This window comes from Rhodococcus sp. NPDC003382, assembly GCF_053589135.1.
This window is the reverse complement of the sequence record NZ_JBSFRH010000073.1, coordinates 1-26750: the sequence shown is the minus strand read 5'-3', so window position 1 is coordinate 26750 and position 26750 is coordinate 1. Positions and strand designations below refer to the sequence as shown.

General features: G+C 69.3%; 32 protein-coding genes. 15 read left to right on the top strand and 17 right to left on the bottom strand.

Annotation, left to right across the window (positions count from 1 at the left end; all coding sequences use genetic code 11):
* Window positions 1-107 precede the first annotated feature (107 nt).
* Window positions 108-725 (bottom strand): type IV toxin-antitoxin system AbiEi family antitoxin domain-containing protein, encoded by a 618-nt coding sequence (locus tag ACWDUD_RS29305; protein ID WP_197256606.1) that lies wholly within the window; start codon window positions 723-725, stop codon window positions 108-110.
* Window positions 726-829: 104 nt separating this feature from the next.
* On the opposite strand from ACWDUD_RS29305, the gene ACWDUD_RS29300 reads away from it, so the two are divergent.
* The gene (locus ACWDUD_RS29300; RefSeq protein ID WP_450111611.1) at window positions 830-1567 is read left to right on the top strand and encodes an LmeA family phospholipid-binding protein; all 738 of its coding nucleotides are present in this window, start codon (window positions 830-832) and stop codon (window positions 1565-1567) included.
* Between the two features lie 13 nt (window positions 1568-1580).
* Here ACWDUD_RS29300 and deoC read toward each other — a convergent pair whose 3' ends face one another.
* Window positions 1581-2246: a deoxyribose-phosphate aldolase gene (gene deoC, locus ACWDUD_RS29295; RefSeq protein WP_450111610.1), complete on the bottom strand. Its 666-nt coding sequence runs from the start codon at window positions 2244-2246 to the stop codon at window positions 1581-1583.
* Between the two features lie 62 nt (window positions 2247-2308).
* Here deoC and ACWDUD_RS29290 point away from each other — a divergent pair, with 62 nt between their 5' ends.
* The 3 genes from ACWDUD_RS29290 to purU are packed head-to-tail and all read left to right on the top strand — an operon-like array spanning window position 2309 to window position 4623.
* Window positions 2309-2833, top strand: a complete 525-nt coding sequence (locus ACWDUD_RS29290; protein WP_450111609.1) for a GNAT family N-acetyltransferase — start codon at window positions 2309-2311, stop codon at window positions 2831-2833.
* A 10-nt stretch (window positions 2834-2843) separates the two neighbouring features.
* The gene (locus ACWDUD_RS29285; protein ID WP_450111608.1) at window positions 2844-3695 is read left to right on the top strand and encodes a class I SAM-dependent methyltransferase; all 852 of its coding nucleotides are present in this window, start codon (window positions 2844-2846) and stop codon (window positions 3693-3695) included.
* Between the two features lie 43 nt (window positions 3696-3738).
* Window positions 3739-4623 carry a formyltetrahydrofolate deformylase gene (gene purU / locus ACWDUD_RS29280; protein WP_197256597.1) on the top strand — a complete coding sequence of 295 codons (885 nt, stop codon included), beginning with the start codon at window positions 3739-3741 and terminating at the stop codon, window positions 4621-4623.
* A gap of 27 nt (window positions 4624-4650) precedes the next feature.
* On the opposite strand, the gene ACWDUD_RS29275 is transcribed toward purU, so the two are convergent.
* From ACWDUD_RS29275 to ACWDUD_RS29245, 7 genes are all read right to left on the bottom strand, one after another.
* Window positions 4651-6234 (bottom strand): molybdopterin-dependent oxidoreductase, encoded by a 1584-nt coding sequence (locus tag ACWDUD_RS29275; RefSeq protein WP_450111607.1) that lies wholly within the window; start codon window positions 6232-6234, stop codon window positions 4651-4653.
* A gap of 62 nt (window positions 6235-6296) precedes the next feature.
* Window positions 6297-7340, bottom strand: a complete 1044-nt coding sequence (locus ACWDUD_RS29270) for an alpha/beta fold hydrolase (protein ID WP_450111606.1) — start codon at window positions 7338-7340, stop codon at window positions 6297-6299.
* Between the two features lie 38 nt (window positions 7341-7378).
* Window positions 7379-8281, bottom strand: coding sequence for an AurF N-oxygenase family protein (locus ACWDUD_RS29265; RefSeq protein ID WP_450111605.1), 903 nt, complete (start codon window positions 8279-8281; stop codon window positions 7379-7381).
* Between the two features lie 80 nt (window positions 8282-8361).
* Window positions 8362-8652, bottom strand: coding sequence for a DUF2516 family protein (locus ACWDUD_RS29260; protein ID WP_197256590.1), 291 nt, complete (start codon window positions 8650-8652; stop codon window positions 8362-8364).
* Between the two features lie 176 nt (window positions 8653-8828).
* On the bottom strand, window positions 8829-9659 hold the full coding sequence (locus tag ACWDUD_RS29255; protein ID WP_450111604.1) for a heparin-binding hemagglutinin: 831 nt from the start codon (window positions 9657-9659) through the stop codon (window positions 8829-8831).
* A 1-nt stretch (window position 9660) separates the two neighbouring features.
* Window positions 9661-10170 (bottom strand): helix-turn-helix domain-containing protein, encoded by a 510-nt coding sequence (locus ACWDUD_RS29250; protein WP_450111603.1) that lies wholly within the window; start codon window positions 10168-10170, stop codon window positions 9661-9663.
* A 60-nt stretch (window positions 10171-10230) separates the two neighbouring features.
* Window positions 10231-11502 (bottom strand): DUF445 domain-containing protein, encoded by a 1272-nt coding sequence (locus ACWDUD_RS29245; RefSeq protein WP_450111602.1) that lies wholly within the window; start codon window positions 11500-11502, stop codon window positions 10231-10233.
* Window positions 11503-11728: 226 nt separating this feature from the next.
* On the opposite strand from ACWDUD_RS29245, the gene ACWDUD_RS29240 reads away from it, so the two are divergent.
* The 3 genes from ACWDUD_RS29240 to ACWDUD_RS29230 are packed head-to-tail and all read left to right on the top strand — an operon-like array spanning window position 11729 to window position 13669.
* The gene (locus ACWDUD_RS29240) at window positions 11729-12376 is read left to right on the top strand and encodes a TetR/AcrR family transcriptional regulator (protein WP_450111612.1); all 648 of its coding nucleotides are present in this window, start codon (window positions 11729-11731) and stop codon (window positions 12374-12376) included.
* 39 nt (window positions 12377-12415) lie between these two features.
* Window positions 12416-12775 carry a DUF4873 domain-containing protein gene (locus ACWDUD_RS29235; RefSeq protein ID WP_197256580.1) on the top strand — a complete coding sequence of 120 codons (360 nt, stop codon included), beginning with the start codon at window positions 12416-12418 and terminating at the stop codon, window positions 12773-12775.
* A gap of 30 nt (window positions 12776-12805) precedes the next feature.
* The gene (locus ACWDUD_RS29230; RefSeq protein WP_450111601.1) at window positions 12806-13669 is read left to right on the top strand and encodes a polyphosphate kinase 2 family protein; all 864 of its coding nucleotides are present in this window, start codon (window positions 12806-12808) and stop codon (window positions 13667-13669) included.
* A gap of 33 nt (window positions 13670-13702) precedes the next feature.
* Here the strand turns inward: ACWDUD_RS29230 and ACWDUD_RS29225 are convergent, their stop codons facing one another.
* The gene (locus ACWDUD_RS29225; protein ID WP_197256576.1) at window positions 13703-13924 is read right to left on the bottom strand and encodes a hypothetical protein; all 222 of its coding nucleotides are present in this window, start codon (window positions 13922-13924) and stop codon (window positions 13703-13705) included.
* A 131-nt stretch (window positions 13925-14055) separates the two neighbouring features.
* Between ACWDUD_RS29225 and ACWDUD_RS29220 the strand changes: the two genes are divergently transcribed.
* Window positions 14056-14610 carry a DUF6328 family protein gene (locus ACWDUD_RS29220; protein WP_197256574.1) on the top strand — a complete coding sequence of 185 codons (555 nt, stop codon included), beginning with the start codon at window positions 14056-14058 and terminating at the stop codon, window positions 14608-14610.
* A 99-nt stretch (window positions 14611-14709) separates the two neighbouring features.
* On the opposite strand, the gene ACWDUD_RS29215 is transcribed toward ACWDUD_RS29220, so the two are convergent.
* A complete protein-coding gene (locus tag ACWDUD_RS29215; RefSeq protein WP_197256572.1) occupies window positions 14710-15576 on the bottom strand; it encodes an SDR family oxidoreductase in 867 nt (288 codons plus the stop codon).
* Between the two features lie 74 nt (window positions 15577-15650).
* Here ACWDUD_RS29215 and ACWDUD_RS29210 point away from each other — a divergent pair, with 74 nt between their 5' ends.
* Complete coding sequence (locus ACWDUD_RS29210; protein ID WP_197256570.1) at window positions 15651-16649, top strand: iron-containing redox enzyme family protein; 999 nt, start codon at window positions 15651-15653, stop codon at window positions 16647-16649.
* Window positions 16650-16687: 38 nt separating this feature from the next.
* Here the strand turns inward: ACWDUD_RS29210 and ACWDUD_RS29205 are convergent, their stop codons facing one another.
* Window positions 16688-17068, bottom strand: coding sequence for a DUF5709 domain-containing protein (locus ACWDUD_RS29205; RefSeq protein ID WP_197256568.1), 381 nt, complete (start codon window positions 17066-17068; stop codon window positions 16688-16690).
* Window positions 17069-17284: 216 nt separating this feature from the next.
* On the opposite strand from ACWDUD_RS29205, the gene ACWDUD_RS29200 reads away from it, so the two are divergent.
* Complete coding sequence (locus tag ACWDUD_RS29200; protein WP_197256566.1) at window positions 17285-17440, top strand: DUF6131 family protein; 156 nt, start codon at window positions 17285-17287, stop codon at window positions 17438-17440.
* Between the two features lie 6 nt (window positions 17441-17446).
* On the opposite strand, the gene ACWDUD_RS29195 is transcribed toward ACWDUD_RS29200, so the two are convergent.
* From ACWDUD_RS29195 to ACWDUD_RS29185, 3 genes are read right to left on the bottom strand one after another with little or no spacing between them, the layout of a single operon-like run.
* Window positions 17447-17602 (bottom strand): CDGSH iron-sulfur domain-containing protein, encoded by a 156-nt coding sequence (locus tag ACWDUD_RS29195; RefSeq protein ID WP_197256655.1) that lies wholly within the window; start codon window positions 17600-17602, stop codon window positions 17447-17449.
* A gap of 46 nt (window positions 17603-17648) precedes the next feature.
* Window positions 17649-18311: a HemK2/MTQ2 family protein methyltransferase gene (locus ACWDUD_RS29190; protein ID WP_197256564.1), complete on the bottom strand. Its 663-nt coding sequence runs from the start codon at window positions 18309-18311 to the stop codon at window positions 17649-17651.
* 35 nt (window positions 18312-18346) lie between these two features.
* Window positions 18347-18613, bottom strand: coding sequence for a DUF3611 family protein (locus ACWDUD_RS29185; protein ID WP_197256562.1), 267 nt, complete (start codon window positions 18611-18613; stop codon window positions 18347-18349).
* 80 nt (window positions 18614-18693) lie between these two features.
* On the opposite strand from ACWDUD_RS29185, the gene ACWDUD_RS29180 reads away from it, so the two are divergent.
* The 4 genes from ACWDUD_RS29180 to ACWDUD_RS29165 all read left to right on the top strand — a co-directional run bounded on the left by ACWDUD_RS29180 (window position 18694) and on the right by ACWDUD_RS29165 (window position 23703).
* Window positions 18694-19545: an aldo/keto reductase gene (locus tag ACWDUD_RS29180; RefSeq protein ID WP_197256559.1), complete on the top strand. Its 852-nt coding sequence runs from the start codon at window positions 18694-18696 to the stop codon at window positions 19543-19545.
* 42 nt (window positions 19546-19587) lie between these two features.
* On the top strand, window positions 19588-20247 hold the full coding sequence (gene lexA / locus ACWDUD_RS29175) for a transcriptional repressor LexA (RefSeq protein WP_248673164.1): 660 nt from the start codon (window positions 19588-19590) through the stop codon (window positions 20245-20247).
* Between the two features lie 80 nt (window positions 20248-20327).
* Window positions 20328-22919 carry a multicopper oxidase domain-containing protein gene (locus ACWDUD_RS29170; RefSeq protein ID WP_450111600.1) on the top strand — a complete coding sequence of 864 codons (2592 nt, stop codon included), beginning with the start codon at window positions 20328-20330 and terminating at the stop codon, window positions 22917-22919.
* A 151-nt stretch (window positions 22920-23070) separates the two neighbouring features.
* Window positions 23071-23703 (top strand): DUF2231 domain-containing protein, encoded by a 633-nt coding sequence (locus ACWDUD_RS29165; protein WP_248673162.1) that lies wholly within the window; start codon window positions 23071-23073, stop codon window positions 23701-23703.
* 1 nt (window position 23704) lies between these two features.
* Here the strand turns inward: ACWDUD_RS29165 and ACWDUD_RS29160 are convergent, their stop codons facing one another.
* Both ACWDUD_RS29160 and ACWDUD_RS29155 read right to left on the bottom strand, forming a co-directional pair.
* Window positions 23705-24886 (bottom strand): zinc-dependent alcohol dehydrogenase, encoded by a 1182-nt coding sequence (locus tag ACWDUD_RS29160; protein WP_248673161.1) that lies wholly within the window; start codon window positions 24884-24886, stop codon window positions 23705-23707.
* A gap of 99 nt (window positions 24887-24985) precedes the next feature.
* Window positions 24986-25990, bottom strand: a complete 1005-nt coding sequence (locus ACWDUD_RS29155; protein WP_450111599.1) for a DNA topoisomerase IB — start codon at window positions 25988-25990, stop codon at window positions 24986-24988.
* A 119-nt stretch (window positions 25991-26109) separates the two neighbouring features.
* Here ACWDUD_RS29155 and ACWDUD_RS29150 point away from each other — a divergent pair, with 119 nt between their 5' ends.
* The gene (locus tag ACWDUD_RS29150) at window positions 26110-26676 is read left to right on the top strand and encodes a type 1 glutamine amidotransferase domain-containing protein (RefSeq protein WP_248673159.1); all 567 of its coding nucleotides are present in this window, start codon (window positions 26110-26112) and stop codon (window positions 26674-26676) included.
* Window positions 26677-26750: the final 74 nt, after the last annotated feature.

The following is a 26750-nucleotide window of genomic DNA, read 5'->3' as shown; positions in this document are numbered from 1 at the left end:
CGCCCCGGGCGGCCGTCGGGGCGGGGTGCCGCGGGCCCCGCCGCGGGGGGCCCCCTCGGGCGGGTGGGGTTGTGGGGCCCCCCCCCCCCACCCCACCCCCACACCGCTCAACCGGCCGCGAGCAACGCGAGTTCGATGCGGTCGGCGACCGCAGCCGGCTGGTTCGCGACCGCGGCATGCAGCTGGTCGGAATCGACACGGCCGATCGCGAGGGCGTCACCGACCAGTTCGTCGAGCACCTCCTGGGACACACCCCCGGCGGCGAGATCGACGGCGGTGCGCGCGGGGGTGGTCACGCGGAAGCACCCGACCATCTCGCAGTCCTCGTTCGACAACGCCCGATGGTGCAGCGCGAGCCGGTTGCTCGGCACGGTGCGCTGATCGAGCGTGGACAGATGCAGGAACCGCGGCTGCAGGTGCCCCATCGCGTGCAGCTCCGCGGCGCTCTGGTGCGACACGACCGCGGCACCCTCGTACCACGCACACCACTGCGCGAACTCGTCGAACTTCGTGCGGGGGCTCTCGGCGAGCCGGAACAGGTCGTTCTCGACGCGCATCCACAGCCCCGCATCGATACGCGTGACGAACGCGTCCGCGTCGATACCGTGCCCGATCGCCTGTCGGGCGGTGAAGAATCCGGCCTGCGTCAGTGCGAGTCGACGAAGCGCTTCGTCCGCATCGGCCCGCCCGGAGGCCCCGTATCCAGAACCCGTCCAGCTCGTCATGCCGCCAACAGTACCGAACAATTGTGGCCCAGCTCACAAATTCGAGGGCAGGTTGCCGCGCGCGGCTCAGAAGATCCTCAGAGTTGTCGGAAACAATCGGGCTCATGCCCAACTCGAAGCGCTCCACTCTCGCCACCGTCGCCGCCGTGGTCGTCGTCGCGCTCGTCGCGGTGCTCGTCGGCGCCGAGGTCTACGTCCGCAACCGCGCGACGACCTGCCTCGCACAATCGCTCGAATCCGAACTGGGAACCGGCGTCGACGTCGATCTCAGCTGGAAACCGGTGTTGCTGCAGGCGATCGACAAGAAGGTTCCGTCGGTGACGCTCGACAGCGACGACACCGCGTTCGGTCCCGCGAAGGAGATGACCGTCCACGCCGTGGCGAAGGACGTCGATCTGAACGCGACGGCCGACAGCGCCGGCACGATCGGCAGCTCCCGCGCCGACGTCGTGTGGCCCGCCACCGGCATTCTCGCGACCGTTCAGAGCCAGGGCCTCGGCTCTCTCGTCACCGCCGTCACCCCCGACGCCGACGCGGGCACCCTGCGGTTCACCGTCGGCGGTGCCGGTCTCGCCGAGTTCACGGTGCGCCCGGTCGTGCAGGGCGGCGTGGTCTCGGTCGAGACCGTCGACGCGTCCGTGCTGGGGTTCGGTCTGCCGACCGCGCTCGTCGACGGTGTCGTGCAGATCCTCGCGACCGGTCTGCAGCAGTATCCGCTCGGCATGCAGGCCACCGCGGTCTCCGTCGACGACAACGGTGTGAACCTCACCCTCGAGGGCGGCCGCTTCACGATGCCGGCCCCGCAGGAAGGTCAGCAGCAGCAGGGCTGCAGCCTGATCTGAGGCAGCTGCCCGCTCAGTCCGGCAGTCCGTCGAGCACGGCCCGGGACGACGACAGGCCGAGCCGGGTGGCGCCGGCGTCGATCATCTCCAGCGCCGCCTCGGCCGTGCGGATGCCGCCGCTGGCCTTGACGCCGAGCCGGCCACCGACCGTCTCGGCCATCAACCGCACCGCGTGCGCCGACGCACCGCCGGCCGGATGGAACCCGGTCGACGTCTTCACGAAGTTCGCACCGGCGCGTTCGGCCGCGCGGCACGCTTCGACGATCGCGTCGTCGGACAGCACCGCGGATTCGATGATGACCTTGAGGACGGGGTCGAAACCGATCGCCTCGCGGACGGTGAGGATGTCGGCGAGCACCGCGTTCCAGTCCCCTGCGACCGCCGCGCCCACGTCGATGACCATGTCGACCTCCCGCGCGCCCTGTTCGACGGCCAGCCGCGCCTCGGCGCCCTTGACCAGCGAATGATGCTTGCCCGAGGGGAATCCCACGACGGTCGCGACGGTGATGCCCTCGGCGCGCAGCGGCAGCATGGACGGGGACACGCACACCGCGTACACCCCGAGTTCGACGGCTTCGTCGACGAGCGCGCGCACGTCGGCGGCGGTCGCCTCCGGCTTGAGCAGGGTGTGGTCGATCATCGCGGCGACCTGGGCGCGGGTGTGTGCGGTGTCCGGCATGCCGCCAGCCTCCCACACCTTCCCTGCCGCCCCGTCCCACGGAATGCGGGAGGATGGTCGGCGTGCTGATCCGCCGCGAACTTCCCGCCGACGTCGACGCGATCGCCGAGGTGCATCGCTCGGCGTTCGCACCGCTCACCCCGCCCGGGTCCGAGCCCGTCGAACCGGGACTGGTTGCGGCGCTGCGGGCGAGCAGCGCGTGGATTCCGGCGCTGTCGCTGGTCGCCGAGGACCGCGACGGCAGCGTCGTCGGTCACGTGGTCGCGACACGCGGCACGATCGATTCCGCTCCCGCCCTCGGGCTCGGCCCGCTCGGCGTGCGGGCGGACCTGCAGCGCAAGGGCGTCGGCGCGGCCCTGATGCACGCGGTGCTCGGGGCCGCCGACGCCCTGGACGAAGCGGTCGTGGTGTTGCTCGGCCACGTCGACTACTACCCGCGGTTCGGGTTCGTGCCGGCCGCCGACCTGGGCATCGCCCCGGACGTGGCGGAGTGGGCGCCGCACTTCCAGGCCCGCGCGCTGACCGCCCACCGACCGGGTGTGAGCGGTGTGTTCCGGTACGCCCCACCGTTCTACGAGATCGGCTAGCGTTTCGGGCATGGCCGATCCGATCGATCAGGTGGCCCGCACGTTCGACGACGCGAGCGACCGGTTCGACCGCCTGACCGCGACCGTGTGGGGCCCGGCCGGGCAGTCGCTCGTGTTCGCGCTCCGCCTCCACCCCGGCGACACCGTCCTCGACGCGTGCTGCGGTGCCGGTGCGTCCGCGTTGCCGTCTGCCGCGGCGGTCGGCCCGACCGGACGGGTCCACGCCGTCGACGTCGCCGCGGACCTGCTCGAGCTGGGCCGGTTGACCGCCGAGGACCGCGCCCTGCAGAACATCGACTTCGTGTGCGCCGACGCCACCACGTGGGAGCCGCCGTCGTCGGTGCCGGAGGCCGGATACGACGCCCTCGCCATCTCCTACGGGGTGTTCTTCCTTCCCCACATGGACGCGAATTTCGCGCGGCTCGTCGGCCTGGTGCGGCACGGCGGCCGGGTCGGTGTGACCGTGTGGCGGGCCGGCGCGATGACCGAGTTCACCGCCGTGGTGTTCGACGTCACCGCCCGCTACTCCCCCGCGCTCGCCGATCGGCAGTCGCTCCGTGACCGCACGCCGCTGCACCGCATCGACACCCCGGCGACACTCGAGGCATGGCTCGCCGCCGCAGGATGTCACTCCGTCCAGGTGGACGTGATGCCGAATCTGCTGCCCGCCACCGACGAACTGTGCTGGAACCTCGTCGTGGGCACCGGTTTGCACAGCGTCCTCGAGGGACTCGACGAGCCGGCCGTGGAGGCGCTGCGGCAGGATCTGCTGACCGAGATCACCGGACGCGGCCTGCACACGATCGACGCGACCACCCTGGTCGGCACCGCGACCGTGCGGCGTCCCCCGGCGACCGTCTGACCGGCGGACCGGCACCCCGGACGCACCTGAGACAATCGGCGGCATGACCGCTGCTTCGACGGACGACCGCCGTTACGTTCTGACCCTCGGCTGCCCGGACACCACCGGCATCGTGGCCCGCATCGCCACCTTCCTCGCCGAGGTGGGCGGTTCCATCGTCGAAGCTGCCTACCACGCCGACCAGGACAGCGGCTGGTTCTTCACGCGGCAGGCGGTGCGCGCCTCGTCCATCCCGTTCGGGATCGACGAACTGCGGGAGAAGTTCGCGGTCGTCGCCGAGCAGATCGGCCCGGACACCGAGTGGACGCTGTCGGACACCGGCGAGACCAAGCGCGTCGTGCTGCTGGTGAGCAAGGAAGCGCACTGCTTGCACGACATCCTCGGACGCGTGGCGGCCGGCGAACTCAAGGCCGAGATCTGCGCGGTCGTCGGGAATCACCCCGAACTCGAGACGGTCGCGAAGCGGCACGGCATCGACTACCACTACGTGTCGTTCCCCAAGGACCCGGCCGAGCGCGGACCGGCGTTCGAGCAGGTGCGCAAACTCGTCGACGTGCACGACCCGCACGCGGTGGTGCTGGCCCGGTTCATGCAGGTGCTGCCCTCCTCGCTGTGCGAGCATTGGGCCGGGCGGGCCATCAACATCCACCACAGCTTCCTGCCGTCGTTCATCGGTGCCCGCCCGTACCACCAGGCGTTCACGCGCGGCGTCAAGCTGATCGGTGCGACCTGCCACTATGTCACCGCCGAACTCGACGCGGGCCCGATCATCGAGCAGGACGTGATCCGCGTCGGTCACGGCGACACGGTCAGCGACATGGTGCGTCAGGGCCGGGACGTCGAGAAGCTGGTGCTGGCCCGCGGTCTGCGCTGGCATCTCGAGGACCGGGTGCTGGTGCACGGCCGCAAGACCGTGGTCTTCAACTGATCGGTCTTCGATCGACCGGGACCGCTCTCACGCGACGACGGTGACGGTCCGGCTGTGCAGCCCGGTCGCACCGTCCGGGACCGGCGGACGCCGTTGCTCGTCCTGGATTGCCCCGGTGCCGTCGACGGCCCGGACCTCGAGCGTGTGGTCGCCGGGGCTCGCGTCCCACACCCACCGCCATTGGCGCCAGGTGTCCACCGAGTACTCGGTGGCCGGTTCCGCCTCCTGCCAGGGACCGCCGTCGACGCGGACCTCGATCCGGTCGATCCCGCGGTGCTGCGCCCACGCGGTGCCGGCCACGACGACGGGCCCGGCCGTGAGCCGGGCGGATCGAGCCGGCACGTCGATCCGCGAGGCGGTGCGGATCGGACCCTTCGCCGCCCAGCCGCGCCGCGTCCAGTAGGCCTCCGCGCGGTCGAACCGGGTCAGCTCCCAGTCGACGACCCACTTCGTCGCCGAGACGTAGCCGTAGAGCCCGGGCACCACCTGCCGCGCCGGGTAACCGTGCTGGAGGGGGAGCGGTTCGCCGTTCATCGCGACGGCCAGGAGCGCGTCACGACCGTCGCGCAGCACCCCGACGGGTGTTCCGACGGTGAACCCGTCGACGCTGGTGGACAGCAACATGTCGGCATCGGGGTGGACCCCGACACGATCGAGGATGTCCGCGATCCGGTAGCCGGTCCAGCGGGCATTGCCGGCGAGGTCGCCGCCCACCTCGTTCGACACGCACGTCAGCGTCACCAGACGCTCGACCGTCTCGAACGCCGCGAGATCGTCCCAGGCGAGCGTCGTCTCCCGATCCACCATGCCGTGGATGCGCAGCCGCCAGTCCGCGGTGGTGAGGCGCGGCACCTGCAGGGCGGTGTCGATCCGGTAGAAGTCGCGGTTCGTCGTGACGAAGGCGGTGGCGCCGGGCACCGCGCGCGGTCCGGTCGTCAGGTCGGCGCCGGGCGGAATCGCCGGTGCCGCGTCCGCGGCGAGGGGCACCCGGAACCGGTCGCGGTCCTCGAGCACCACCGCCAGCCGATCCGCGAGATACCGGCCGACGGCACCGGCCGCGACCGCGACCGCGACACCCGCGCCCAGGACCACCAGGAAGCGCCGGCGGTCCAGGTTCGGCGACGCCGGATCCTGCCCTCCCCGCGGCGTCCACAGCGCCCGGATCGCGAACTGCAGGAACAGCATTCCCACGACGACGGCGATCACCGTCGGGATCGCAGCGGTCGCGGTCGCTTCGGGCCGGTGCAGCGCCGCGTACACCCCGACCGCTCCGAGCGCCGCGAGCAGCGCTCCGCCGTAGGGGCGCCGCGGCCGTTCGATCAGCCCGGCGACGACCGCACATACCGCGAGCAGCACCGACATGCCGACGAACAGCGCCGGTTTGTCGGCGGTGCCGAACGTGCCGATCGCGAATTCGCGGGCCCAGGCGGGTGCCCGATCGACGGTCGTGCCGCCGACCGCGAAGAACGGGGACGCGTCCGGATCGGTCGCTGCGGCCAGCAGCTCACCGACCCCGAGGACGAGGAGAACCGCGACGACGCCGGTCGCCGCCCGCGAGAGCATCCCCGGCGAGCCGGTGCTCGGTGGTCGGGTGCTCGGCGTTGTGGCCATGGCGATCCTCCGGTGTGTCACCGAGGGTTCGGACCCGCAGCCCCGTCGGATGGGCCGGCGGTTCAGCCGCGGACGAGCCGGCCGGCGCGTTCGAACAGATGCTGTAGTTCGGAGTTGAACACGTCGATCGCCTCGACCGAGCTCATGTGCCCGATGCCGTCGACGACGACGAGATGCTCGAGGTGGCCGGCTTCGTCGAGTTCTGCGGCGAGTCGATGCGCGTGGCTCGGCGGGGTGAGCCGGTCGGCGGTGCCCACGAGGACGGTCGTCGGGACGGTGAGGTTCGCCAGACCGTGGTGGACGTCGAGGGCGCTGAGCGCGACACCCCAGCCGCCGCGGGTGCGGGGCGGGCAGCCGAGCACGATCTTCTCGCAGAACGCGACCGCGGCGGGTGTCGCGGTCGGTGACAGAGCGACGTACTTGAGTGCGCGGGTCGTGACGGGAGACGCGACGAGCGGCACGGTGGCGCCCATCAACCGGCGTGCGACGGGCACCGGCACGCGGGGCGCGCGCTGCGGCAGCGGCACGATCGTCGACGCCGCGACCAGATTGTCCATGCCGGTGCTCGCGAGCAGCACGCCCGAGACCCGGTCGCGCACCTGCTCGGGATGCCGTTCCGCCCACGCCATGATGCTGATACCGCCCATGCTGTGACCGGCGAGCACCGCCGTGCGGCCGGCCGGGACGGTCGCGGCGAGTACCGCGGCGAGGTCGTCCGCGAGCACGTCGGGCCCGAAGACGCGGCTGCCGACGTCGCTGCGCCCGTGTCCCCGCTGGTCGTAGACGACAACGCGGTACTTCTCGGCGAACGCGTTGATCTGCGGTGTCCAGAATTCGGTGGAGCAGGTCCAGCCGTGGCTCAGCACGAGGACGTCGGCGTCGGGATCGCCGTAGGCGCGGACGTGCAGGCGCGCACCGTCGTCCGTGACGACCTCGACCTCCTCGTGCAGGACCTGCGGTTCCGCCAGCAGGGCTTCGCTGGGATCCCCGCCCGTCACGACGCTCCGGGCCGTGCTCCTGCGGCGGGCCGCCACGGCTCCGAGTGCGGCACCGGTGGTGACGAGTCCGGCGACCGCGAGCGCGGTCCGGCGTGAAGGCTTCTTCACCTGTGTTCTACTCCGATCTGGTCCGGCGGTACTTCTGGTCAGAGGATGTGCGCGCGGCGCAGCAGCGCGGTCGAGGGGCCGCCGATCAGCCCCACCCCGTCGAGGAATTCGACGGTGCGGCGCGAGGCGTTGCGGATCCGGTCGTGGTAGTGGGCATTGCTCCGGGCCGCGGCCCTGGCCTCGTCGACGTCCAGGCCCGCCGCCGCGTAGACGCGCGGGTTCACCAGGTTGGTGACGATGAAGTACGCGGAGACTCCGAGGTGCATCCTGATCCAGGCCCGTTCGGCGCGGGACGCGTCGCGCATCCGGCGGGCCGTCTCCTCGCGGGCGTAGCGGATATGCCGGGATTCCTCGATCACGTGGATCCGGCTCACGGTTCGCGTGATGGGCTGGACGCGTTCGTCACGCATGAAGTCGCGCTGCATCGCGTCGAGGATCTCCTCGGCGAACAGTGCCCCGCCGAAGGCGAGTGCGCCGCCGGCCACGGCCTTGAAGGCGCGTCCGGATTCGCGGACCCAGCGCGGCGGCCGGTACGAGGGGATGCCGAAGTGCTGCGCGGATCGGGCGAACATCGTCGAGTGCCGGCATTCGTCGGCGATCTCGGTGAGGCCGAACTGCACGTAGGGCGTCGCGGGGTCGTGCCGGTAGAGGTCCCGGACGAGCATCTGCATGAGGATCATCTCGAACCAGATCCCGGTGCCCGCGATGCTGGCGGCTTCGTGCCGGGTCAGGGTGAGGCGCTGGTCCTCGGTCATGTGGTCCCACAGCTCGGTGCCGTAGAGACTGGACCATTCGGGACTCATGCCGTACTTGTCCGGCGGGATCGGAGCGTCCCAGTCGATCTCGATCCCGGGATCGAAGGACGAGCGTGAAGCGGATTCGAGCAGCCGCGCGGCGGTGTCCTGCCGGTCACCGGTGCGGAAGGGTCGGGTGAGCGTCACGGCGATCACCTCGTCTCGGAAATTTAGCCGTAACTCCGAGTGTCACTATCTTGCCGTCCGGTGTCAAGGGACGGCAGGGGTCACCACCGCGGGCGCTGCACCTCTTCCACGCGCGGCCGTACGTCCACCAGGTACACGCACACCGCGACGACCCCGACGATGCCCAGCATCCCGATGGCCCCGAACAGGAACAGCACGACCAGCGCCACGGCGAGGATCCCGACCCACACCGGCTTGGTGAGCTTGTCGACGGCGGGGAATGCTTCCGCCGGCTGACGCACCGCGTGGACGAGCGCGAACACCGCCCCTGCGATCGCGAGGATCTGCAGAGCGAAGAGGATCAGACCGGCGAGAGAATCGACATTCGGCACGCCTCCATCCTACGAGCATCGGCTCCCGTGCACTGGGCACGGGAGCCGATGCTCTGTGTTCTCACGGGAGCCGATGCTCCGTGTTCTCACGGGAGCCGATGCTCCGTGTTCTCACGGGAGCCGATGCTCCGTGTTCTACAGGAGATGTTCCGCGTTCGACCGGAGAGAAGCCTTGATCAGGCGCCGGTGGTCTTGCGCGGGGCCGCCTTCTTGGCCGGGGCCTTCGCCGCGGTCTTGGCGGGCGCCTTGGTCGCGGTGGCCTTGGCCGGGGTGACCTTGGCGGCAGGCTTCACCGGGGCAGCCTTCTCCGTCACGGACTTGGCCGCCTCGTCCACCTCCACAGCGGCGGCCTCGACGCGGTCGGCAGCCTCGTCGGCAACCTCTTCGGCCTGGTCCGCGATCTCGAGAACCCGCAGCGCAGCCTCGTCGCCGGCGTCGGCGATGGCGTCGCCGACCTCCGAGGCGGTCTCGGAGATGCGGCCGGCAGCGAGACCGGCGAGCTTCGCGGCCCGCTCACCGACGGCGCGGGTCTGACGGGCGACGGTGCCGAGGGCGTCCTCGGTCAGGTCGACGGCGTCACCGAACGCCGCCTCGGCGCGCTCGAGGCCCTCTTCGACCGCGGGCTGCTTGCGGAGGCGCTCGACGGTCTCCTCGCCACGTTCCGCGAGCGAGGTGTACAGGTCGGACGCGACCTTCAGGTACGCCTCGGCGACCTTGCGCAGCTCCTCGGGGCTGAACTTCTCGCGCAGTTCCGCGAGTTCCTCGGGCAGCTCGGACGGCAGCCCGGCGAGACGCTCGCGCAGCGATTCGACGGTCTCGGTCAGATCGCCGGGCAGGGCGAGAAGCTTCTCGCGGGCGCTGTCCACGCGCTCGTTGACGTCGACCCGGTTGGTTTCGGCGCGCTCACGCACCTGAGCGACGACGTCTGCGACGGCCTGAACGACGGCGTCGCCCGCGCCGACTGCGGCGTAGAGGGAATTGCGGATGGAGACATTGGGATCGGTCATGTCATTTCTCCTGTTCATCGGGGTCGGTCTCGTACCCGTCGGCGGTCCCGGACTTCACGTCCGGCGCCGGCCCGGGCGGGGCGGACTCGTTCTCGCGACAGAACGAGTCGTAGATGTCGAGCAGGACCTGCTTCTGCCGCTCGGTGAGAGCGGAATCGGCAAGCAGCGCGTCACGTACCGCGCTCTGCGGGCGCTGCTCGAGAATCCCGGCCCGCACGTAGAGAACCTCCGCGGACAACCGGAGGCCCTTCGCGATCTGCCCGAGCACCTCCGCGGAGGGCTTGCGGAGCCCACGTTCGATCTGACTGAGATAGGGATTGCTGACGCCGGCGAGCTGCGACAACTGCCGCAACGACACCTGCGCCGCCTCGCGCTGGGCGCGGATGAACCCGCCGATGTCCTGTGCTGCGGAGTTCACGACTCGCGACGCGAGATCGCTCGGTCCGCCGGTTCCGGATCCCTCACCGTCCGGGTTCTCGACCGGCACGGTGTCCCCTTCGTTCGTGGGCATGACCCCAGCATACGAGCAGGTGCTAGCTACAGCAAGCACTCTGCTAGCAAGTGAGGGACCTCACGAGAACAGCAGCTGGGACACTGTGTAGATGGCCAGACCCGCGAGCGACCCGACGACCGTGCCGTTGATGCGGATGAACTGCAGATCCCGCCCGACGGCCAGCTCGATCTTGCGGCTCGCCTCGTCGGCGTCCCAGCGCTCGACGGTTTCCCGGATCACCGCGGTGATCTCGTCGGCGTAGTTCGCGGCGATGTAGCGGGCACCGTCGAGCAGCCAGCCGTCGACCTTGCCGCGCAGTTCGTCGTCGTCGCGCAGCCGTGCCCCGAGGTGCATGACGTTCTCTGCGACCTTCGTGCGCAGGGTGCTGTTCGGATCGTCTACGGATTCGAGGATCATGCGCTTGGCGGTCCGCCACGTGGCGGCCGCGAGCTGGGTCACCTCGTCCCGTCCCATGATCTCCGCCTTGACGCGTTCGGCCTTGGCGATCGTGGCCGGATCGGTCTGCAGGTCGCGCGCGTAGTCGGCGAGGAACTTGTTGGCGGCGAGCCGGACCTCGTGGGTCGGGTTGGACCGGACCTTCCAGGTGAATTCGACGAGTTCGCGGTGGATCTTCTCGCCGAGCAGCATGTCGACGAACTTCGGCGACCACGACGGCGAGTCCCGCGAGATGATCCGGTCGATGGTCTCCTGACTGCCCAGCGCCCATTGGTGGGCCCGTTCGGCGAGCATGTCGATCAGCGGCAGGTGACGCTCCTCGGCGATGAGCTCGGTGAGCACCCGGCCGATCGGCGGCCCCCACTCGGGCTCGGCGATGCGCTTGACGATCGTGTGGTCGATGACCTGCTGGATGTCCTCCTCGCGCAGCACCGTCACGATGCCGCGCAGCACCGTCGACGTCTCCTGCGCGACCCGCTGCGCGTTCGCGGGCTGGGCCATCCAGCCCCCGAGCCGCAGCGGGATCTGCGCGGACTCGATCTTCGCGGACACGACGTCCGGAGCCAGGAAGTTGGTGCCCACGAACGAACTCAGGCTCGCCCCGAGCTGGTCCTTCTTCTTCTTGATGATCGCGGTGTGGGGCACCGGGACACCGAGGGGGTGCCGGAACAGGGCCGTCACGGCGAACCAGTCGGCGAGGGCACCGACCATGCCCGCTTCCGAGGCCGCTCGCACGTAACCGACCCACTCGCCGGCACCCCGGGTTTCCTGCCAGCGGCAGAACAGGTACACCACCGTGGCGAACACCAGGAATCCGGTGGCCACCGCCTTCATCCGGCGGAGATCAGCGCGCTTGGCGGCATCGTCGTTGGTGAGAAGTTGCACCTTCGCCATTGTGCCGAAACCGGACGGACACCCGCGGGACGTGCCGCGACACGAAGCGGCTCGCCGTAGACTGAGCCGACGATCGAAACCGAACGGATGTGCCAACCCAGTGCCCAGCAAAAGCGCGCCCTCGCCGACCACGACCCCGGAATCACCAGCGTCCACAGCATCCGCAGCGCCGCAACCGGCGCCCGCCAAGCAGGACGGACGCAAACGCCGGTGGCACGAGCACAAGATCGCGCGGCGCGAGGAGCTCGTCGACGGCACGATCGCCGCGATCCGGGTACGCGGCCACGACATCGGGATGGACGAGATCGCCGCGGAGATCGGCGTCTCCAAGACGGTTCTGTACCGCTACTTCACGGACAAGAACGATCTGACGACCTCGACGATGATGCGGTACGTCGAGCGGATCCTGGCGCCGAGGATCTACGCGGCCGTCGGCGAGGATCTCGACGAGTACGAACTGACCCGGGTCGCGATCGCCGCGTACGTCGAGACCGTTGCCTCCGACCCGGAGGTCTACCTGTACGTGATGAGCAACAGCTCGTCGGCGAGCCGCGATGTCGTGGCCGATTCCGAGCGGATGATCGCCGAGCTGGTGGCGACCGTCCTCGGTGAGCGCCTGCGGTTGCTGGAGATGGATTCGGGGGGATCGGTGCCGTGGGCCTACGGCATCGTCGGCGGAATCCAGCTCGCGACGCACTGGTGGATCTCGAACAAGTCGATGACCGCGGAAGATCTCATCGACTACCTGACGATGATGACGTGGGGCGGCTTGACCGGCATCGCATCGGCGGCCGGCTCGCCCGTCAGGTTCAAGTCCCAGCCGCATCCGCTCCGGCGCGACGACCGGGAGGAAAGCGACGAAGTCGCGGAGTGACATTTTCACGTAACTTCGGGTTACGTGTAAAATCGGGTCATGTCCGAGGGATTCCGAGGCCGCGCGGAGGTCGCCGTCGCCGGCAGGCAGGTCGTCGTCGACGTCGAACTCGCCGACTGGTTCGATCCGATCAGTGGCCGGCACCGCTGGCGCGGCCGGCTGCGCGACCTGGCGTCCGCGTTCGCTCCGGATGCTCCGCCGTCCACCGGCACCGAGCTGACGCTGACGCTTCTCGACCCGGACCACGCTGCCACCGCGACCGCCCGCGTGACCGACATCGATCTGTGGGGCAGCCACATGATCGACGGCATTTCGCCGCCGCCCTATCCGGTCGGACCCGACGAACTCGATCTGCCGGACGACGACACCTTCGGCGACACTCACCCCGAACACCGCTGACGACGGCCGGCGTGTGGCACGCTTCGTGCCATGTCGAAGGACGCCGAGAACAGCCCGTGGACGATTCCTGCCACCGAGGCACTGCGGGCCGGGCCGCACACCCGCGTCGCCGAAATCGACGCGGACGCCACCCCGGGGTTCGAGGGCGACAAGGAACTCGGCACACGCCTTCTCGAGGAACGCGGCGCGTACCTGTCGGACCTGCAGGAGAAGCTGTTCGCGAACGGCCGCTCGGGTGACCGACGATCGGTACTGCTGGTGCTGCAGGGCATGGACACCGCCGGCAAGGGCGGAATGGTGCGCCACGTCATCGGGCACGTCGACCCGCAGGGCGTCGACCACACATCATTCGGAGTCCCCACCCCGGAGGAGAAGCAGCACCACTACCTGTGGCGGATCCACAAGGCACTGCCCCGCGCCGGGCAGATCGGCGTGTTCGACCGCTCGCACTACGAGGACGTGCTCGTCGTGCGCGTGCACAATCTGGTCCCGGAGAAGGTCTGGAGCACCCGATACGACGAGATCAACCAGTTCGAACGGGAAATCGTCGACAGCGGGACCACGATCGTGAAGGTCGCCATGTTCGTCTCGCTCGACGAACAGAAAAAGCGCCTGGCCGAGCGCCTCGAGCGCCCGGACAAGCACTGGAAGTACAACCCGTCGGACGTCACCGAACGCGCCTTGTGGCCCGAGTATCAGGAGGCGTACCAGGCGATGCTCGACAAGACCAACACCGATTACGCGCCGTGGTATGTCATCCCGTCCAACCGCAAGTGGTTCAGCCGCATCGCGGTCGGCGAACTCCTGATCGACGCGCTCGAACGCCTCGATCTGGACTGGCCCGCAGCACAGTTCGACGTCGAACTCGAAAAACAGCGCCTGGCGCAGTCCTGAGGGCTGCGCCAGGCCGATCGGGTCGGCTCCGGGTCAGAACAACTTGGGCGTTACCCGGTGCACCTTGTGGTCGTGATGGATCGTGCCTCCGATCATCGCCATCGCGATTCCGGCAACGACGAGGGTGCTGATCCCGGCGACGATTGCCGGTCCGGTGTGGCCGTATCCCGCCGCAAGCAGGAACAGGGCGAGGCATGCGATCGCAAGCAACCCGAGGGTGTATCCCGCCCAGGCGACGAAGAGGTTGAGTTTCATACGACACTCCTTCCGCAAGGACGAATACCTGGTCCGGTGCTGCCGACGGTACCCCACGGTGATCCGCGTCACAAGGTTGCGAAACGCGCACATCGCCCCTGCTGAGCCGGGCAGCATGGCAGTTTTGACTGATGACGCGTTCCAACCCGTTCGAGGACGAGGACGAGCCACCCGAGACCACGTACTCGCGCCGCTACGAGAGCGACGCCCAGCAACTCGACCGGAACTGGTCCAGCCTGCTGCAGGAACTGCGTGTCGTCCAGACCGGCGTGCAACTGCTCACCGGCTTCCTCCTGACCCTGCCGTTCCAGAACGCCTTCAGCGCCCTGTCGAGGAACGAGAAGGGCATCTATCTGATCACCGTCCTCGCCTCGATTGCGGCGACCATCCTCCTCGTCGCGCCGGTCAGCATGCATCGGCTCCTCTTCCGGCGCAGGCAGCTGGACCGGCTGGTGCTCACCGCGCACAGGTTCGCACTCGCCGGGCTGCTCCTGCTCGGGGTGTCGATGACCGGGGTCGCCATGCTCGTGGTCGGGCTCGTGATCAACTCGACCGCGGCGACCGTCGCCGGAGTGTGCACCGCCGCGCTGTTCATCGCGATCTGGATCCTCTACCCGTGGCGCTTCCGCCGTCGCGCCAGGCGGCACCCCGACCCGAAGCAGAGCGAGGAGCACCGGAACGAGTAGCGGGATGCACCGACCGCACCGCGGGCGGCATCGATCGACCGCACCGCGGTCAGCATCGATCGACCGCACCGCGGTCAGCATCGATCGACCGCACCGCGGTCAGCCGGGTAGCGTCTCGCCCCCGATCGGCGCCAGCACCTCACCGCTGTAGTACGACGACATCGTGTTCGACGCGAAGAACACGTAGGACGGTGCGATCTCGTCGGGTTGCGCCGCGCGCCCGTACGGCGCCTGCTTGCCGAAGTCCGCGACCTTCTCCTCGTCCATGGTGGCGGGGATCAGCGGAGTCCACACCGGCCCCGGAGCGACGCAGTTCACGCGGATTCCTCTGTCCTGCAACGCCTGTGCGAGCGAATAGGTCAGCGCCAGCACAGCCCCCTTGGTGGCTGCGTAGTCGATGAGGGACTTGTTGCCGCGCAGCCCGTTGATCGAGGAGGTGTTGATGATCGACGATCCGGACGGCAGGTGGTCGAGCGCGGCCTTCGTGACGTGATAGAAGCTGTCGATGTTCACCGCGAACGTGCGGCGCCACTGCGCTTCGTCGAGATCGGCGAAGTCGTCGACCGGCTCCTGGTAGGCCACGTTGTTCACCAGGATCTGCAGGCCACCGAGTCGAGCGGCCGCCTCGGACACCACCTCCCGGCAGTGCGCCGGATCGGCGAGATCGCCCCGGAACAGGTGGCAGTCGCACCCTTCCCGCCGCACCAGCTCCGCGGTGTGCTCGGCGTCCCGGTCCTCCTCGAGGTACGCGATGGCGATGTCCGCGCCTTCCTTGGCGAACGCGACCGCGACCGCGCGGCCGATCCCCGAGTCCCCGCCGGTGATCAGCGCCTTGCGCCCTTCGAGCAGTCCGCGACCGCGGTATCCGCGCATCTCGTCCCTGGGCTCGTCGGCCATGTCCGCGGTTTCGCCGGGATAGTCGATCGTGTGCGGAGGATGTACATGTTCCTGGTCATCGCTGCTCATGACCGGCGGATACCCGCCGCTGCCCGGTTCACACCCGACGGTTTCCTTCCGCCCCGCTCCGGGTATCCGCGACCATGCGTTCTCCAGCTGCCGCCCCGCTGCCGCGGCCGCGCGGGCCGATTTCCGATGCGGTCGTCACCCGGCTCACCGGGACACCGGACGAGTCACCGTGGCCGCATCCACCCGCCGACGTGGACCCGTACGGCGACGACGTGCAATTGGCGCTGACGGTGCTCTACGAACTGCACTACCGGGGATTCCCCGAGGTCGATCCCGGTTGGGAGTGGGCGCCGGGTCCGCTCGGTGTGCGCGCCGCGCTCGAACGGTCGTTCCTGGACCGGCTGCGCGCCGATGTCCCGGGAGGTACGGATGTCGACGCAACCTTCGACGCGGTGTGCCGCGAGCCCCGCGACGCCTGGAGCGTGTCCCACCACCTGGCCGAGCAGGGCACGTGGTCGCAGCTGCGGGAGTACTTCGTGCACCGGTCCATCTACCAGCTCAAGGAAGCCGATCCGCAGGCCTGGGCCATTCCGCGCCTCACCGGCCGGGCCAAGGCGACGCTGGTGGCCGTCGAATTCGACGAGTACGGCGCGGGGCACCACGACCGTGTGCACGCGCAGTTGTTCGCCGATCTGATGGTCGCGGCCGGATTGGACGACACCTATCTGGGATATCTCGACCGCGTGCCGGCGCTCACCCTGGCACCGGTGAACTTCATGTCGATGTGTGCCCTGCATCGCTCCCGCATCGGCATGCTCGTCGGCCAGTTCGCGGCCGCCGAGATGACGACAGGTCCGAGTGCGCGCCGGATGGTGCAGGCACTCGAACGCCTGGATGCCGCCCCGGAATGCGTCCGGTTCTACACCGAGCACGTCGAGGCGGATGCGGTGCACGAGCTGGTGTTACGACACGACGTCGTCGGGGACCTGCTCGACCGCGATCCGGATGCGGCCGGTGATGTGGTCTTCGGGGCGGAAGCCATCGAGTTCCTCGAGGGCCGGCTCGGCAGCCATCTGCTCGACCGGTGGTCCCGCGACGAGTCATCGCTGCTCGAACCGGTCGAGGCTACCTGAGACCCGTTCGGCCCCTTAGCCGTTCAGCGCCTCTCCGTTCAGCCTCTCTCGAGGTCGTCCTCGTCGACGACGTGCACGGCCGCTTCCTCGGCTCCGGCTCCCCCACCGTCGATTCCGACGTCCTCGGCGACGAGTTCGGCTTCGGTGTCCTCGCCCGTCCCCTCGTCCGGCGCGACGAGCCGGCCCGCGCGGGCGGTGTCGGCACCGCCCGAGCCCGTATCGGGTTCCTCTTCCGCGAGGCGGGATTCGAGGTCGTCGTGCGGTTCGAGACCGACGGGGCGCTCGGGCGGTGAGATCCCTTCGTCCAGAACGTCGTCGACACCGCGATCGACGAGGGTGTCCTCGGGCTGCAACTGATCTTCGTCGTCGACGCTGTACTCACCGGGGACGCTCGCCCCGGGGTTCTCCGAAGTAGGCATGCTTCGACCATGCCACCGTTCGCCCGGTTGCGCCATGTTCGCGTATTGCACTGCCTGTGGATTGCGATGCGGGAACAGATATCCGATGTGGTCGGGCGGCATCCGGGTGACCGTCGACGAGTCGGTACTCGACGGTTTGAATTGCCGGGATCGGGGTATTCTCCCCCATCGTCCGAGCCGATTCGAGCACGGGCACCGACAGCAAGGTAGACGATCATGATCATCCTCGGCCTGATCCTTCTGGTGGTCGGATTCCTGACCGGGATCTCGATCCTGTGGACGCTCGGTATCATCCTCCTCGTGGTGGGCGTCATTCTGGCATTGCTCGGCGCCACCGGACGGGCCGTCGGCGGCCGCAGGCACTGGTACTGACTCTTCTCACCGCCGGGGCGCGCGAGCGCTCCGGCGGTGACTGGTGTCGCACAACGGATAGATGCCGCTGCGATGGCAGCGGCACACCGCGACCACGAACCGATCGGACGTCACCTCGGTGCCGTCCTCACCCACGATCCGCACCGGTCCCTCGACGAGCATGGGACCGCCCGGCACCAGCCGGACGGTCCGCACATCCACCCGCGTGTCATCCCGTGTGTTCCGGTCGGTCGGCACGGATCACCACCACTTCCTCGGTCTCGATTTCGGTCTCGTTCTCGACTGTGAGAACGGAAGCGTCTGCCGCAGAATCGTTTCGAAGCTGCTTCAGATATTCGGTTCGACTTCGCATCACGGGGCCGAACGGTATGCGCTCCCGCGCGACCACGGTGGCCTTCGCGCCCCCGGCGCGCAGCATCTCCAAGGTGGTGTCCACGCCGGTGAACTCCGAGTGCACGACGAGCGCGAATCCTCCGGGCCTCAACAGCTTCGGGATCTCCCGGCACAGCGGGTCGACGACGGAACGCCCGTCCGGGCCGGCATCCCAGCGCGGATCGTAGGCTCCACCGGGCGCCGGCACGTAGGGCGGATTCGAGACGATCACGTCGAACGGCGCGAGCCTGTGCGCAACGCCGAGGCCCCCGCGAAGCACCCGGATGGGCAGTCGCCGCGACCACGCGTTGAGCCGGGCGGTGAACACCGCGCGGGGCGCGATGTCCAGTGCCGTCACCGATTCGGCACCCGCTCGCGCCGCCGTGACCGCCAGGATTCCGGTGCCGGTACAGAAGTCGAGGACCTTTGCACCCGGCGGCGGGCCGGCGGAACCGTAGGCTTGCGCCAGCAGCCACGAATCCTCTTGCGGCCGATACACTCCCGGCATTCTCCACAACATGTCGGGTCGCACCACTACAGCACTCCGGGTTCGTGGGTGGACGTGCCACCGGATCCGCCGAGCCGACGACTTCGGAAGTTGAGCACGATCATCACTGCCCCCACGACGATCAGGGCGACGGCAACGATCGTTCCGACAGCCGTCCAGCCTTCGAAACCGCCACCGGCGGCCGTCAGGACCAGAGCTATCGCGGCGACGCCTGCCAGGACGCACACATACCCGGCCCATCCTGCGAACCGGCTTCCCGTCGTGGAGCGACCGCGATTCGTTGTATTCGCCATGCGGGCGGTTACCCGGCCGCACGGACAACGAAACCGGGCATCCGGGGAACAAGATTCCGGGTCCGGTCGTTGGTCCGGGCATGACTGTTGCGAACCCGGTACCGAATGTGACTCTCGACGACGGAAACTCGATCCCGCAGATCGGGTTCGGGGTGTGGCAGGTGCCCGACGACGAGTGCTTCACCGCGGTCACCAGCGCTCTGACCATCGGATATCGCAGTATCGACACGGCTGCGATCTACGGGAACGAGGTCGGTACCGGCCGGGCGATCGCGGCGGCGGGAGTACCGCGCGACGAACTGTTCGTCACCACCAAGCTGTGGAACAGCGCGGACGGTCCGTGGACCCGGGACCGCGTGTTCACCGAGTTCGACGCGTCCCTCGACCGTTTGGGGCTGGACTATGTGGACCTGTATCTGATCCACTGGCCGCGGCCGATGCGTGAGGACTATCGAACGATCTGGCAGGCGTTCACCGAGTTGAAGGCCGACGGTCGTGCCCGGTCGATCGGTGTGTCCAACTTCCAGCCGGAGCAGTTGCGAACGATCATCGCGGACACCGGCGTGGTGCCGGTGATCAATCAGATCGAGGTACATCCGGATTTCGCGCAGACCGAACTGCGGCGGGTGCACGACGAACTCGGCATCGTCACCGAGGCGTGGTCGCCGCTCGGCCAGGGCCGTGGCCTGCTCGACGATCCCACCCTCGCGCGGATCGCGCTCGAGCACGACCGCTCGCCCGCGCAGGTGGTGCTCCGGTGGCATCTGCAGATCGGCAACGTGGCGATCCCGAAGTCGGTGACCCCGCACCGGATCCGGCAGAACCTGGACGTGTTCGACTTCGAACTCGATGCGGCCGAGCTCGACGCGATCTCGGCACTCGACACCGGGAACCGGCTCGGCGGCGATCCCGCCACCTTCGACGTGGGGTGACGGCCCGAGGGTCGATTCGTTCGCGCGACTACGATTCGCCGGGTGACCGATTACGACGATTTCGACATGTTCGGCGGCCTCGACGCCTCGACCCTGCCGCTGCGGCAGCAGCAGATCCTGGCGGTGATCCGGGACTGGGCAGCGGCCAACGGGTGCGCGCCGAGCACCCGGCAGATCGGGGACGCGGTGGGCCTGCGGTCGACGTCGTCGGTGTCCAAGCATCTGCGCAGTCTCGAGGACAAGGGGTTCCTGCGGCGGGGTTCGGCGGTGGCGCGTCAGCTGGACGTGCGCCCGTTCCTCGCCGCGTCGGCGCCGGCCGGGTCCGATCGGACGGTCCCGGTGCCGGTCGTCGGCGACATCGCGGCCGGCGTGCCGATCCTCGCCGAGCAGCACGCCGACGACGTGCTGGCGCTGCCGCGGGAGCTGGTCGGTTCCGGCACCGTGTTCGGGTTGCGGGTGCGCGGCGATTCCATGGTCGACGCGGCGATCTGCGACGGCGACGTCGTGGTGGTGCGGCAGCAGAGCGAGGCACATTCCGGCGAGATCGTCGCCGCGATGATCGACGGCGAGGCCACCGTCAAGGTGCTGCGCCGGCGGAACGGGCACGTGCAGCTCGAACCGCGGAATCCGGCGTATCCGGTCCTCGACGGAGATCGGGCCGTCGTGCTGGGCAAGGTGGTGTCGGTGATGCGCCGGATCTGAGCTGCCCGCCCGCGCGGACGCCGGGTGAGTTCTACGACAAGACGTAGTAAAAGGGTCCGGATCGGCCCTACCATCGGCCTGTGACCACCACTCACCCGGTGAAACGACCCAAGAGTTGGCACCAGCGCGCAGGTAAGCCCGTGCGCATCTGGCTCGCCCTGCTGATCGTCGCGGGTCTGACGCACCCGTTCCTGCCCGAATCGCGGTGGCTGCTGGTCCACCTGTTCACCCTCGGCGCCGTCACCAACTCGATCGTGGTGTGGTCGCAGACCCTCGCCGAGCGTTTTCTCGGCTATCACCTCCCCGACAGCGCCCGCGGACCGCAGCTCGTGAAGATCTACCTGCTCAACGCGGGCATCGTCGTCACCGTCGCCGGTGTCCTCACGGGGTGGTTCCCGGCCACGCTCGTCGGTGCGGTCCTCGTGGGTGCGATGCTCGCGTGGCATGCCATCTCGCTTCTGCTGCTGATCCGGCAGGCGCAGCGAGTACGGGCCCTGGACGGTGAGGAACCCGCCCTGCACGCCCAGAGCGTGTGGTTCCTCGTCGCATCGTCGGCGTTGCTGCCGGTCGGTGCCGGATTCGGTGCCGCCCTCGCCTACGGGCAGACCGACAGCACCCAGGCCGGGTTCCTGCTCGCCCACCAGGCGATGAACCTGCTCGGCTTCCTCGGCCTGGCCGCCGCCGGAGTGCTTACGGTGATGTACCCGAACCTGATCGGCATGGACGCCACCGGGGCGCGGCGACGACCCGTCGCACTCGTGGTCCTGCTCGCCGGTATCGCCGTGCTCCTCGTCGGCGCCCTGACCGCGCATCCGCTCGTCGCCGCGGCAGGCTGCGCGCTCTACCTCGCCGGATGGGTCGTCGTCGCCGGTCCGCTGCTGCGCGGAGCCGTGTCGCACCCTCCCACCGGGTTCGCGGCCGCCTCGATCACCGCGGCGATGCTGTGGCTGCTCGGGTCGCTGCTGAGCCTGACGATCGTGCTCGCGACCGGTCCCATGACCCCGGACCGCGCCACCCTGATGACCGTCCCGTTCCTGGCGGGTTTCGCGGCACAGTTGCTGTTCGGGGTGATGAGCCACCTGCTGCCCACACTGATGGGTGGCGGGCCGGCTGTCGTCGGCGCCGGCGTCGACAAGATGAACCGCTGGTGGGTGTGGCGGCTCGTCGTCGTCAACGTCGGGTTGCTGCTGTTCCTGCTGCCGCTCGCGAGCTGGATGCGGGTGGGCGTGTCCGCGATCGTCATGCTCGCGTTCGTGCTGTTCCTGCCCATCATGGTCACCAGCGCCAAAGCCTCGATGGCGGGACGCCGCGCCGTGATGTCGGGCAAGGCTCCGGCCGAGTACACACCCGCACCGCAGCACCGCGGGTTGCAGGCCACCGCGGCCCTCGCATGCCTCGCGCTCGTCGCCGCCGTCACGTCGGGGATCGGCGGCGCCGGTCTCGGATCCGCGGACGTCTCCGCTGGCGTGACCCCGACCGGCAACACCACCGAAGTGCAGGTCCAGATGGTGGGGATGCGCTTCGTCCCCGACCGCATCTCGGTGCCGGCCGGCGACCGGCTGGTCCTCACCGTCACCAATTCCGACGATCAGGTCCACGACCTGGTGCTGTCCTCCGGCCACGACAGCGGCCGGATCGGGTCGGGGCAGACCGCGACCGTGGAGGTCGGGGTCGTGGGCACCGACATCGACGGGTGGTGTTCGATCGTCGGGCACCGGCAGCAGGGGATGGTCCTGACCATCACCGCGGACGGCGCCTCGGGCGGCGGTGCAGGCGTGCACGATCACGGCTCGGGCGGTGCCCCGGCCGTCGATCTCGCGATCGCCCCGGGCGACGACTTCGTCGCCCGCGATCCGGTGCTCGCGCCGGCACCGGGCGGCACGACCCACCGCTACACGTTCGAGGTCACCGAGGTTCCCGGCGACTACGCGGTCGGTGCGCCCCAGACCATGTGGACCTACAACGGGCGGCCGATGGGCCCGACGCTGCGAGGACGGCTGGGCGACGTCTTCGAGATCACGCTGGTCAACAACGGGGCCATGGGGCACTCCATCGATTTCCACGCCGGAACGGTCGGGCCGGACGAGCCGATGCGCACCATCGAGCCCGGCGAGCAACTCGTCTACCGGTTCCGTGCCGAGCACACCGGAATCTGGTTGTACCACTGCGCAACCGCGCCGATGGCCGTGCACATCGCCGCCGGCATGTTCGGCGCGGTCGTGATCGACCCGCCGAGCCTCGCGCCGGTCGACGCCGAGTATCTCGTGGTGCAGTCGGACGTGTATCTCGGCGACGGCGAGGTCGACGCGGACAAGGTCACCGCGGCGACGCCGGATCTGGTGGTGTTCAACGGTTTCGCGGACCAGTACGTGCACCGGCCGCTGCACGCGAAGGTCGGCGACCGGATCCGCATCTGGGTGCTCGACGCCGGTCCGGCCGAGAACATCTCTTTCCACGTCGTCGGAAGCCAGTTCGACACCGTGTACAAGGAGGGCGCGTATCTGTTGCGTCCGGGCGACCCCGATCGCGGCGGGGCCCAGGTGCTCGATCTGGCCGTCGCGCAGGGTGGATTCGTCGAAATGGAGTTCCTCGAACCCGGTACCTACACCTTCCTCAACCACCGGATGTTCGACGCCGAACGCGGCGCGAAGGGCAAGATCGTCGTCGAGTGACGGTTCCGCCACCGGCAGTTGCTCGTCACCGCAAATGCTCACGGATTCGGAATCTGCCCACTCCACACAGCGTGGGCGGATTCGAACCCGGCGCGTGGATCGGTGGCGGGCCGGCCGTTTTCCCGCAGGGCCACCGGGGTACGCGTCGAGCATGTCGAACATCCCCACACAGACTCCCCACCCATCCCCGCCGCTCGCCCGGCTGCTCGAGAGCACCGAATCGGCGTCCTGGCTCGACCGTCCCGCCACGGTGGTCCGCGCCCTGGTGAGGCCGGTCGCCGACGGCCCCGCCGGAGGTGTGCTGCGCGGTGAGTTCCTCGGCCATCCGCTGCATCCCGCACTGGTGGCGGTCCCGATCGGCGCGTGGTCCTCGGCTGCGGTCTTCGATCTGGTCTTCCGCAAGCCGGACGCGGCCCGGCGACTTCTCGGAATCGGTCTGGCCGCGACCCCTCCGACCCTGCTCACGGGGTGGTCGGACTGGTCCCGCGGCACCACGATCCAGCGGCGGGTCGGGCTGATCCACGCACTGACGAACGCCACGGGCATCGCGCTGACGGTCGCATCCTTCCGACGGCGGCGGTGCGCCCCGGAATCCTCGACGTCGTCGGTGGCGCTGAGCCTCGCGGGCCTGGGGATGATCGGTGTCGGCGGCGTCCTCGGCGGTCACCTGGCGTACGCACTCGGAATGGGCGTCTCCCCTCGCGCACACACCCACGACACCGACGCGACCGGCCCCGCCTACGACCCCGTCCTCGCCGAACCGGTCACGCCCGCGGATCGGTGAATCAGGGCTCCAGCTGGATCTTCACGGCACCGTCCACCTTGCGCTGGAAGATGTCGTACGCGTGCGGCGCCTCGGACAGCGGGAGCCGATGCGTGGCGAAGGTGTCGACGCCGAGCGGGTCGTCGTCGGTGAGCAGCGGCAGGATCTCCGGCACCCAGCGATTCACGTTGGCTTGCCCCATGCGCAGCGTGATCTGCTTGTCGAACAGGGTCAGCATCGGCATCGGGTCGGTCGCGCCGCCGTACACACCGCTGAGCGAGATGGTTCCGCCGCGCCGCACCACGTCGATCGCGCTGTAGAGCGCGGCGAGCCGGTCGACGCCGGCCTTCTGCATCAGCGGTTCGGCGACCGCCGACGGCAACAGCCCCGCCGCGGCCTGGGCGAACTTCGCGACCGGGCTGCCGTGTGCCTCCATGCCCACCGCGTCGATCACCGAGTCGGTGCCGCGCCCGTCCGTGAGATCACGGATCCGGTCGCCGAGCTCCCCGTCGGTCCCGTTCAGGTCGATCGTCTCGATTCCCCGCGCCTGGGCTCGGGCCAGCCGCTCCGGCACGAGGTCGACGCCGATCACGCGGGCACCGTGGTGGTGCGCGATCCGAGCGGCCATGTCGCCGATCGGTCCGAGGCCGAGGACCGTGACCGTGCCGCCCTCGGGAATGTCGGCGTATTCGACGGCCTGCCAGGCGGTCGGCAGCACGTCGGACAGGTACACGAACCGGGAATCGTCCGGACCGTCGGGGACCTTGATGTGCGTGGACTGCGCGTGCGGGACCCGCAGATACTCCGCCTGCCCTCCCGGAAGGCTGCCGTACAGCTTGGAGTATCCGAACAGCGCTGCACCACTGCCGTATTCACGTACCTGGGTGGTCTCGCACTGCGAGAACAAGCCGTGCCCGCACATGAAGCAACCACCGCACGACACCTGGAACGGGATCACCACCCGGTCACCGGCCTTCAGGTTCGTCACCTCGCTGCCGACTTCCTCGACGATGCCCATCGGTTCGTGTCCGAGGATGTCGCCCGGCGACATGAACGCCCCGAGCACCTCGTACAGGTGCAGATCCGAGCCGCAGATGTTGGTGGTGGTGACGCGGATGACGGCGTCGGTCGGCTCCTCGATCCGCGGGTCCGGCACCGTGTCGACCTCGACCTTGCGCTTGCCCTGCCACGTCACGGCCTTCATCGTTGCGTCCTTCCTCTCGCGTCCCCCGAACCGGATCTCCCCTGCCCCGGTTACCGCCGGGGGTTGCCGTTCAAACGCCGCGCACCGACAGCGCGGGCGTCACGATCGACGGAGCAGCCGGATCACCGCGCGTTCGACGATCTCACGGGCCTCGTCGTCGGACTTGCTGCGGGCGGCTCGCCGCAACGCGGCCCGTACGGTGCGGCCCTGTTCGTAGGCCGCAACGACTCGCGAATCGACGTACGAGGCGCGCGCCACCGCCGGCGTGTTGCCGAGTTCTTCCGCGACCCGGCGCATCACCTCGGCCTCGGCGTGGGCCAGGACGCGGTCGCCGGCCGGGGGCTCCTGCTCGGCGAAGGCGGCGGCGGCCAGCACGGTCGCGTTCCAGGTGCGCAGGTCCTTGGCGCTGCAGTCGTCGCCGGCGAGTTCCTTGAACCGTGCGTTGATGTCGTCGGCGTGCAGTTCGCGCACGGTCTTTCCCTCGCGGTAGGTCAGCAGCCGGCCGCTCTCGCTCGGGACACGACGCAGCGCCCGCACCGCGGTCGCGAGATCCGGGTCGTCGACGGCGACGACCCGCCGGATCCCGCCCTTCGCGGGATAGTCGAAGGTGAGAACGTCGCCGCTGATCCGGACGTGACTGCGCAGCAGGGTCGCGACGCCACGGGTGCCGTTCTCCTCCGCGTACTCCTCCCCGCCGACGCGGAACACGGCCCGGTCCAGCAGGCGCAGCGCCACGGCCTCGGCGCGGCGACGCCCGGCTCCGCGGCGCACGAGATCGTCCTGCACCTGCTGTCGCCACTGCGGCAATCGGGACGCCATCGCCAGCACGCGATCGTGTTTCTCCTCGTCGCGTTCGGCGCGCCACTGCTCGTGGTACAGGTACTGGCGGCGACCGGCGATGTCGGTGCCGTACGCCTGGATGTGACCGTTCTCGTGGGGGCAGATCCAGACCTGCTTCCACGCGGGCGGGATCACGAGGGCCTCGATGCGTGCACGGACCGTCGCCGTCACCGCGGCGCCGTCGACGCCGATGTAGGCGAATCCACGTCCGCGCCGCACTCTCCGGATACCGGGCGTGCTGGTCACGCTCCGCCGCAAGATCATCCGTCCCTCCACCGGCACTGTCGCATTCGGGGGAATATCCCGAATCGACCGGGCCTACACAGCGTGTTTGTTCTCGTGCTCGCGGGTACCCGGGGCGGACGACGAAAGGACGGTGAACCATGAATTCTTCGGAAACGGGCCCGCTGGCATCGCGACAGGTCGCCATCCTGGCCACCGACGGCGTGGAGGAGGCCGAACTCGTCGAGCCCCGGCGTGCCGTCGAACGCGCCGGCGCCGAGACGAAGCTGCTCTCGCTGTCCGCCGGGGAGATCCAGGCGATGAACTCCGACGTGCATCCGGCCGGCAAGTATCGCGTCGACCAGGCGGTGGCCGACGCCTCCGTCGACGATTTCGATGCCCTGCTCCTGCCGGGTGGAACGACGAACCCCGATCACCTGCGGCAGGACTCCGCCGCGGTGGCATTCGTCCGGGACTTCGTCTCGTCGGGACGTCCGGTGGGCGTCATCTGTCACGGGCCGTGGACACTTGTGGAGGCGGACGTGGTGCGAGGCCGCACCCTCACGTCGTATCCGAGTGTGCGCACAGACATTCGGAACGCCGGAGGCACGGTGGTGGACAAGGAAGTGGTCGTAGACCGGAATCTCGTGTCCAGCCGCAACCCCCGCGATCTGCCCGCGTTCTGCGACGCCATCGTCGACGTGTTCTCACGAGTGACGCAGAGCTGACACCCGCACACCGCACGCTACACACGAGGCGTGCGTGGGCAGGACGATGTCGCCGGAGTGGGCACGGGGGTGGG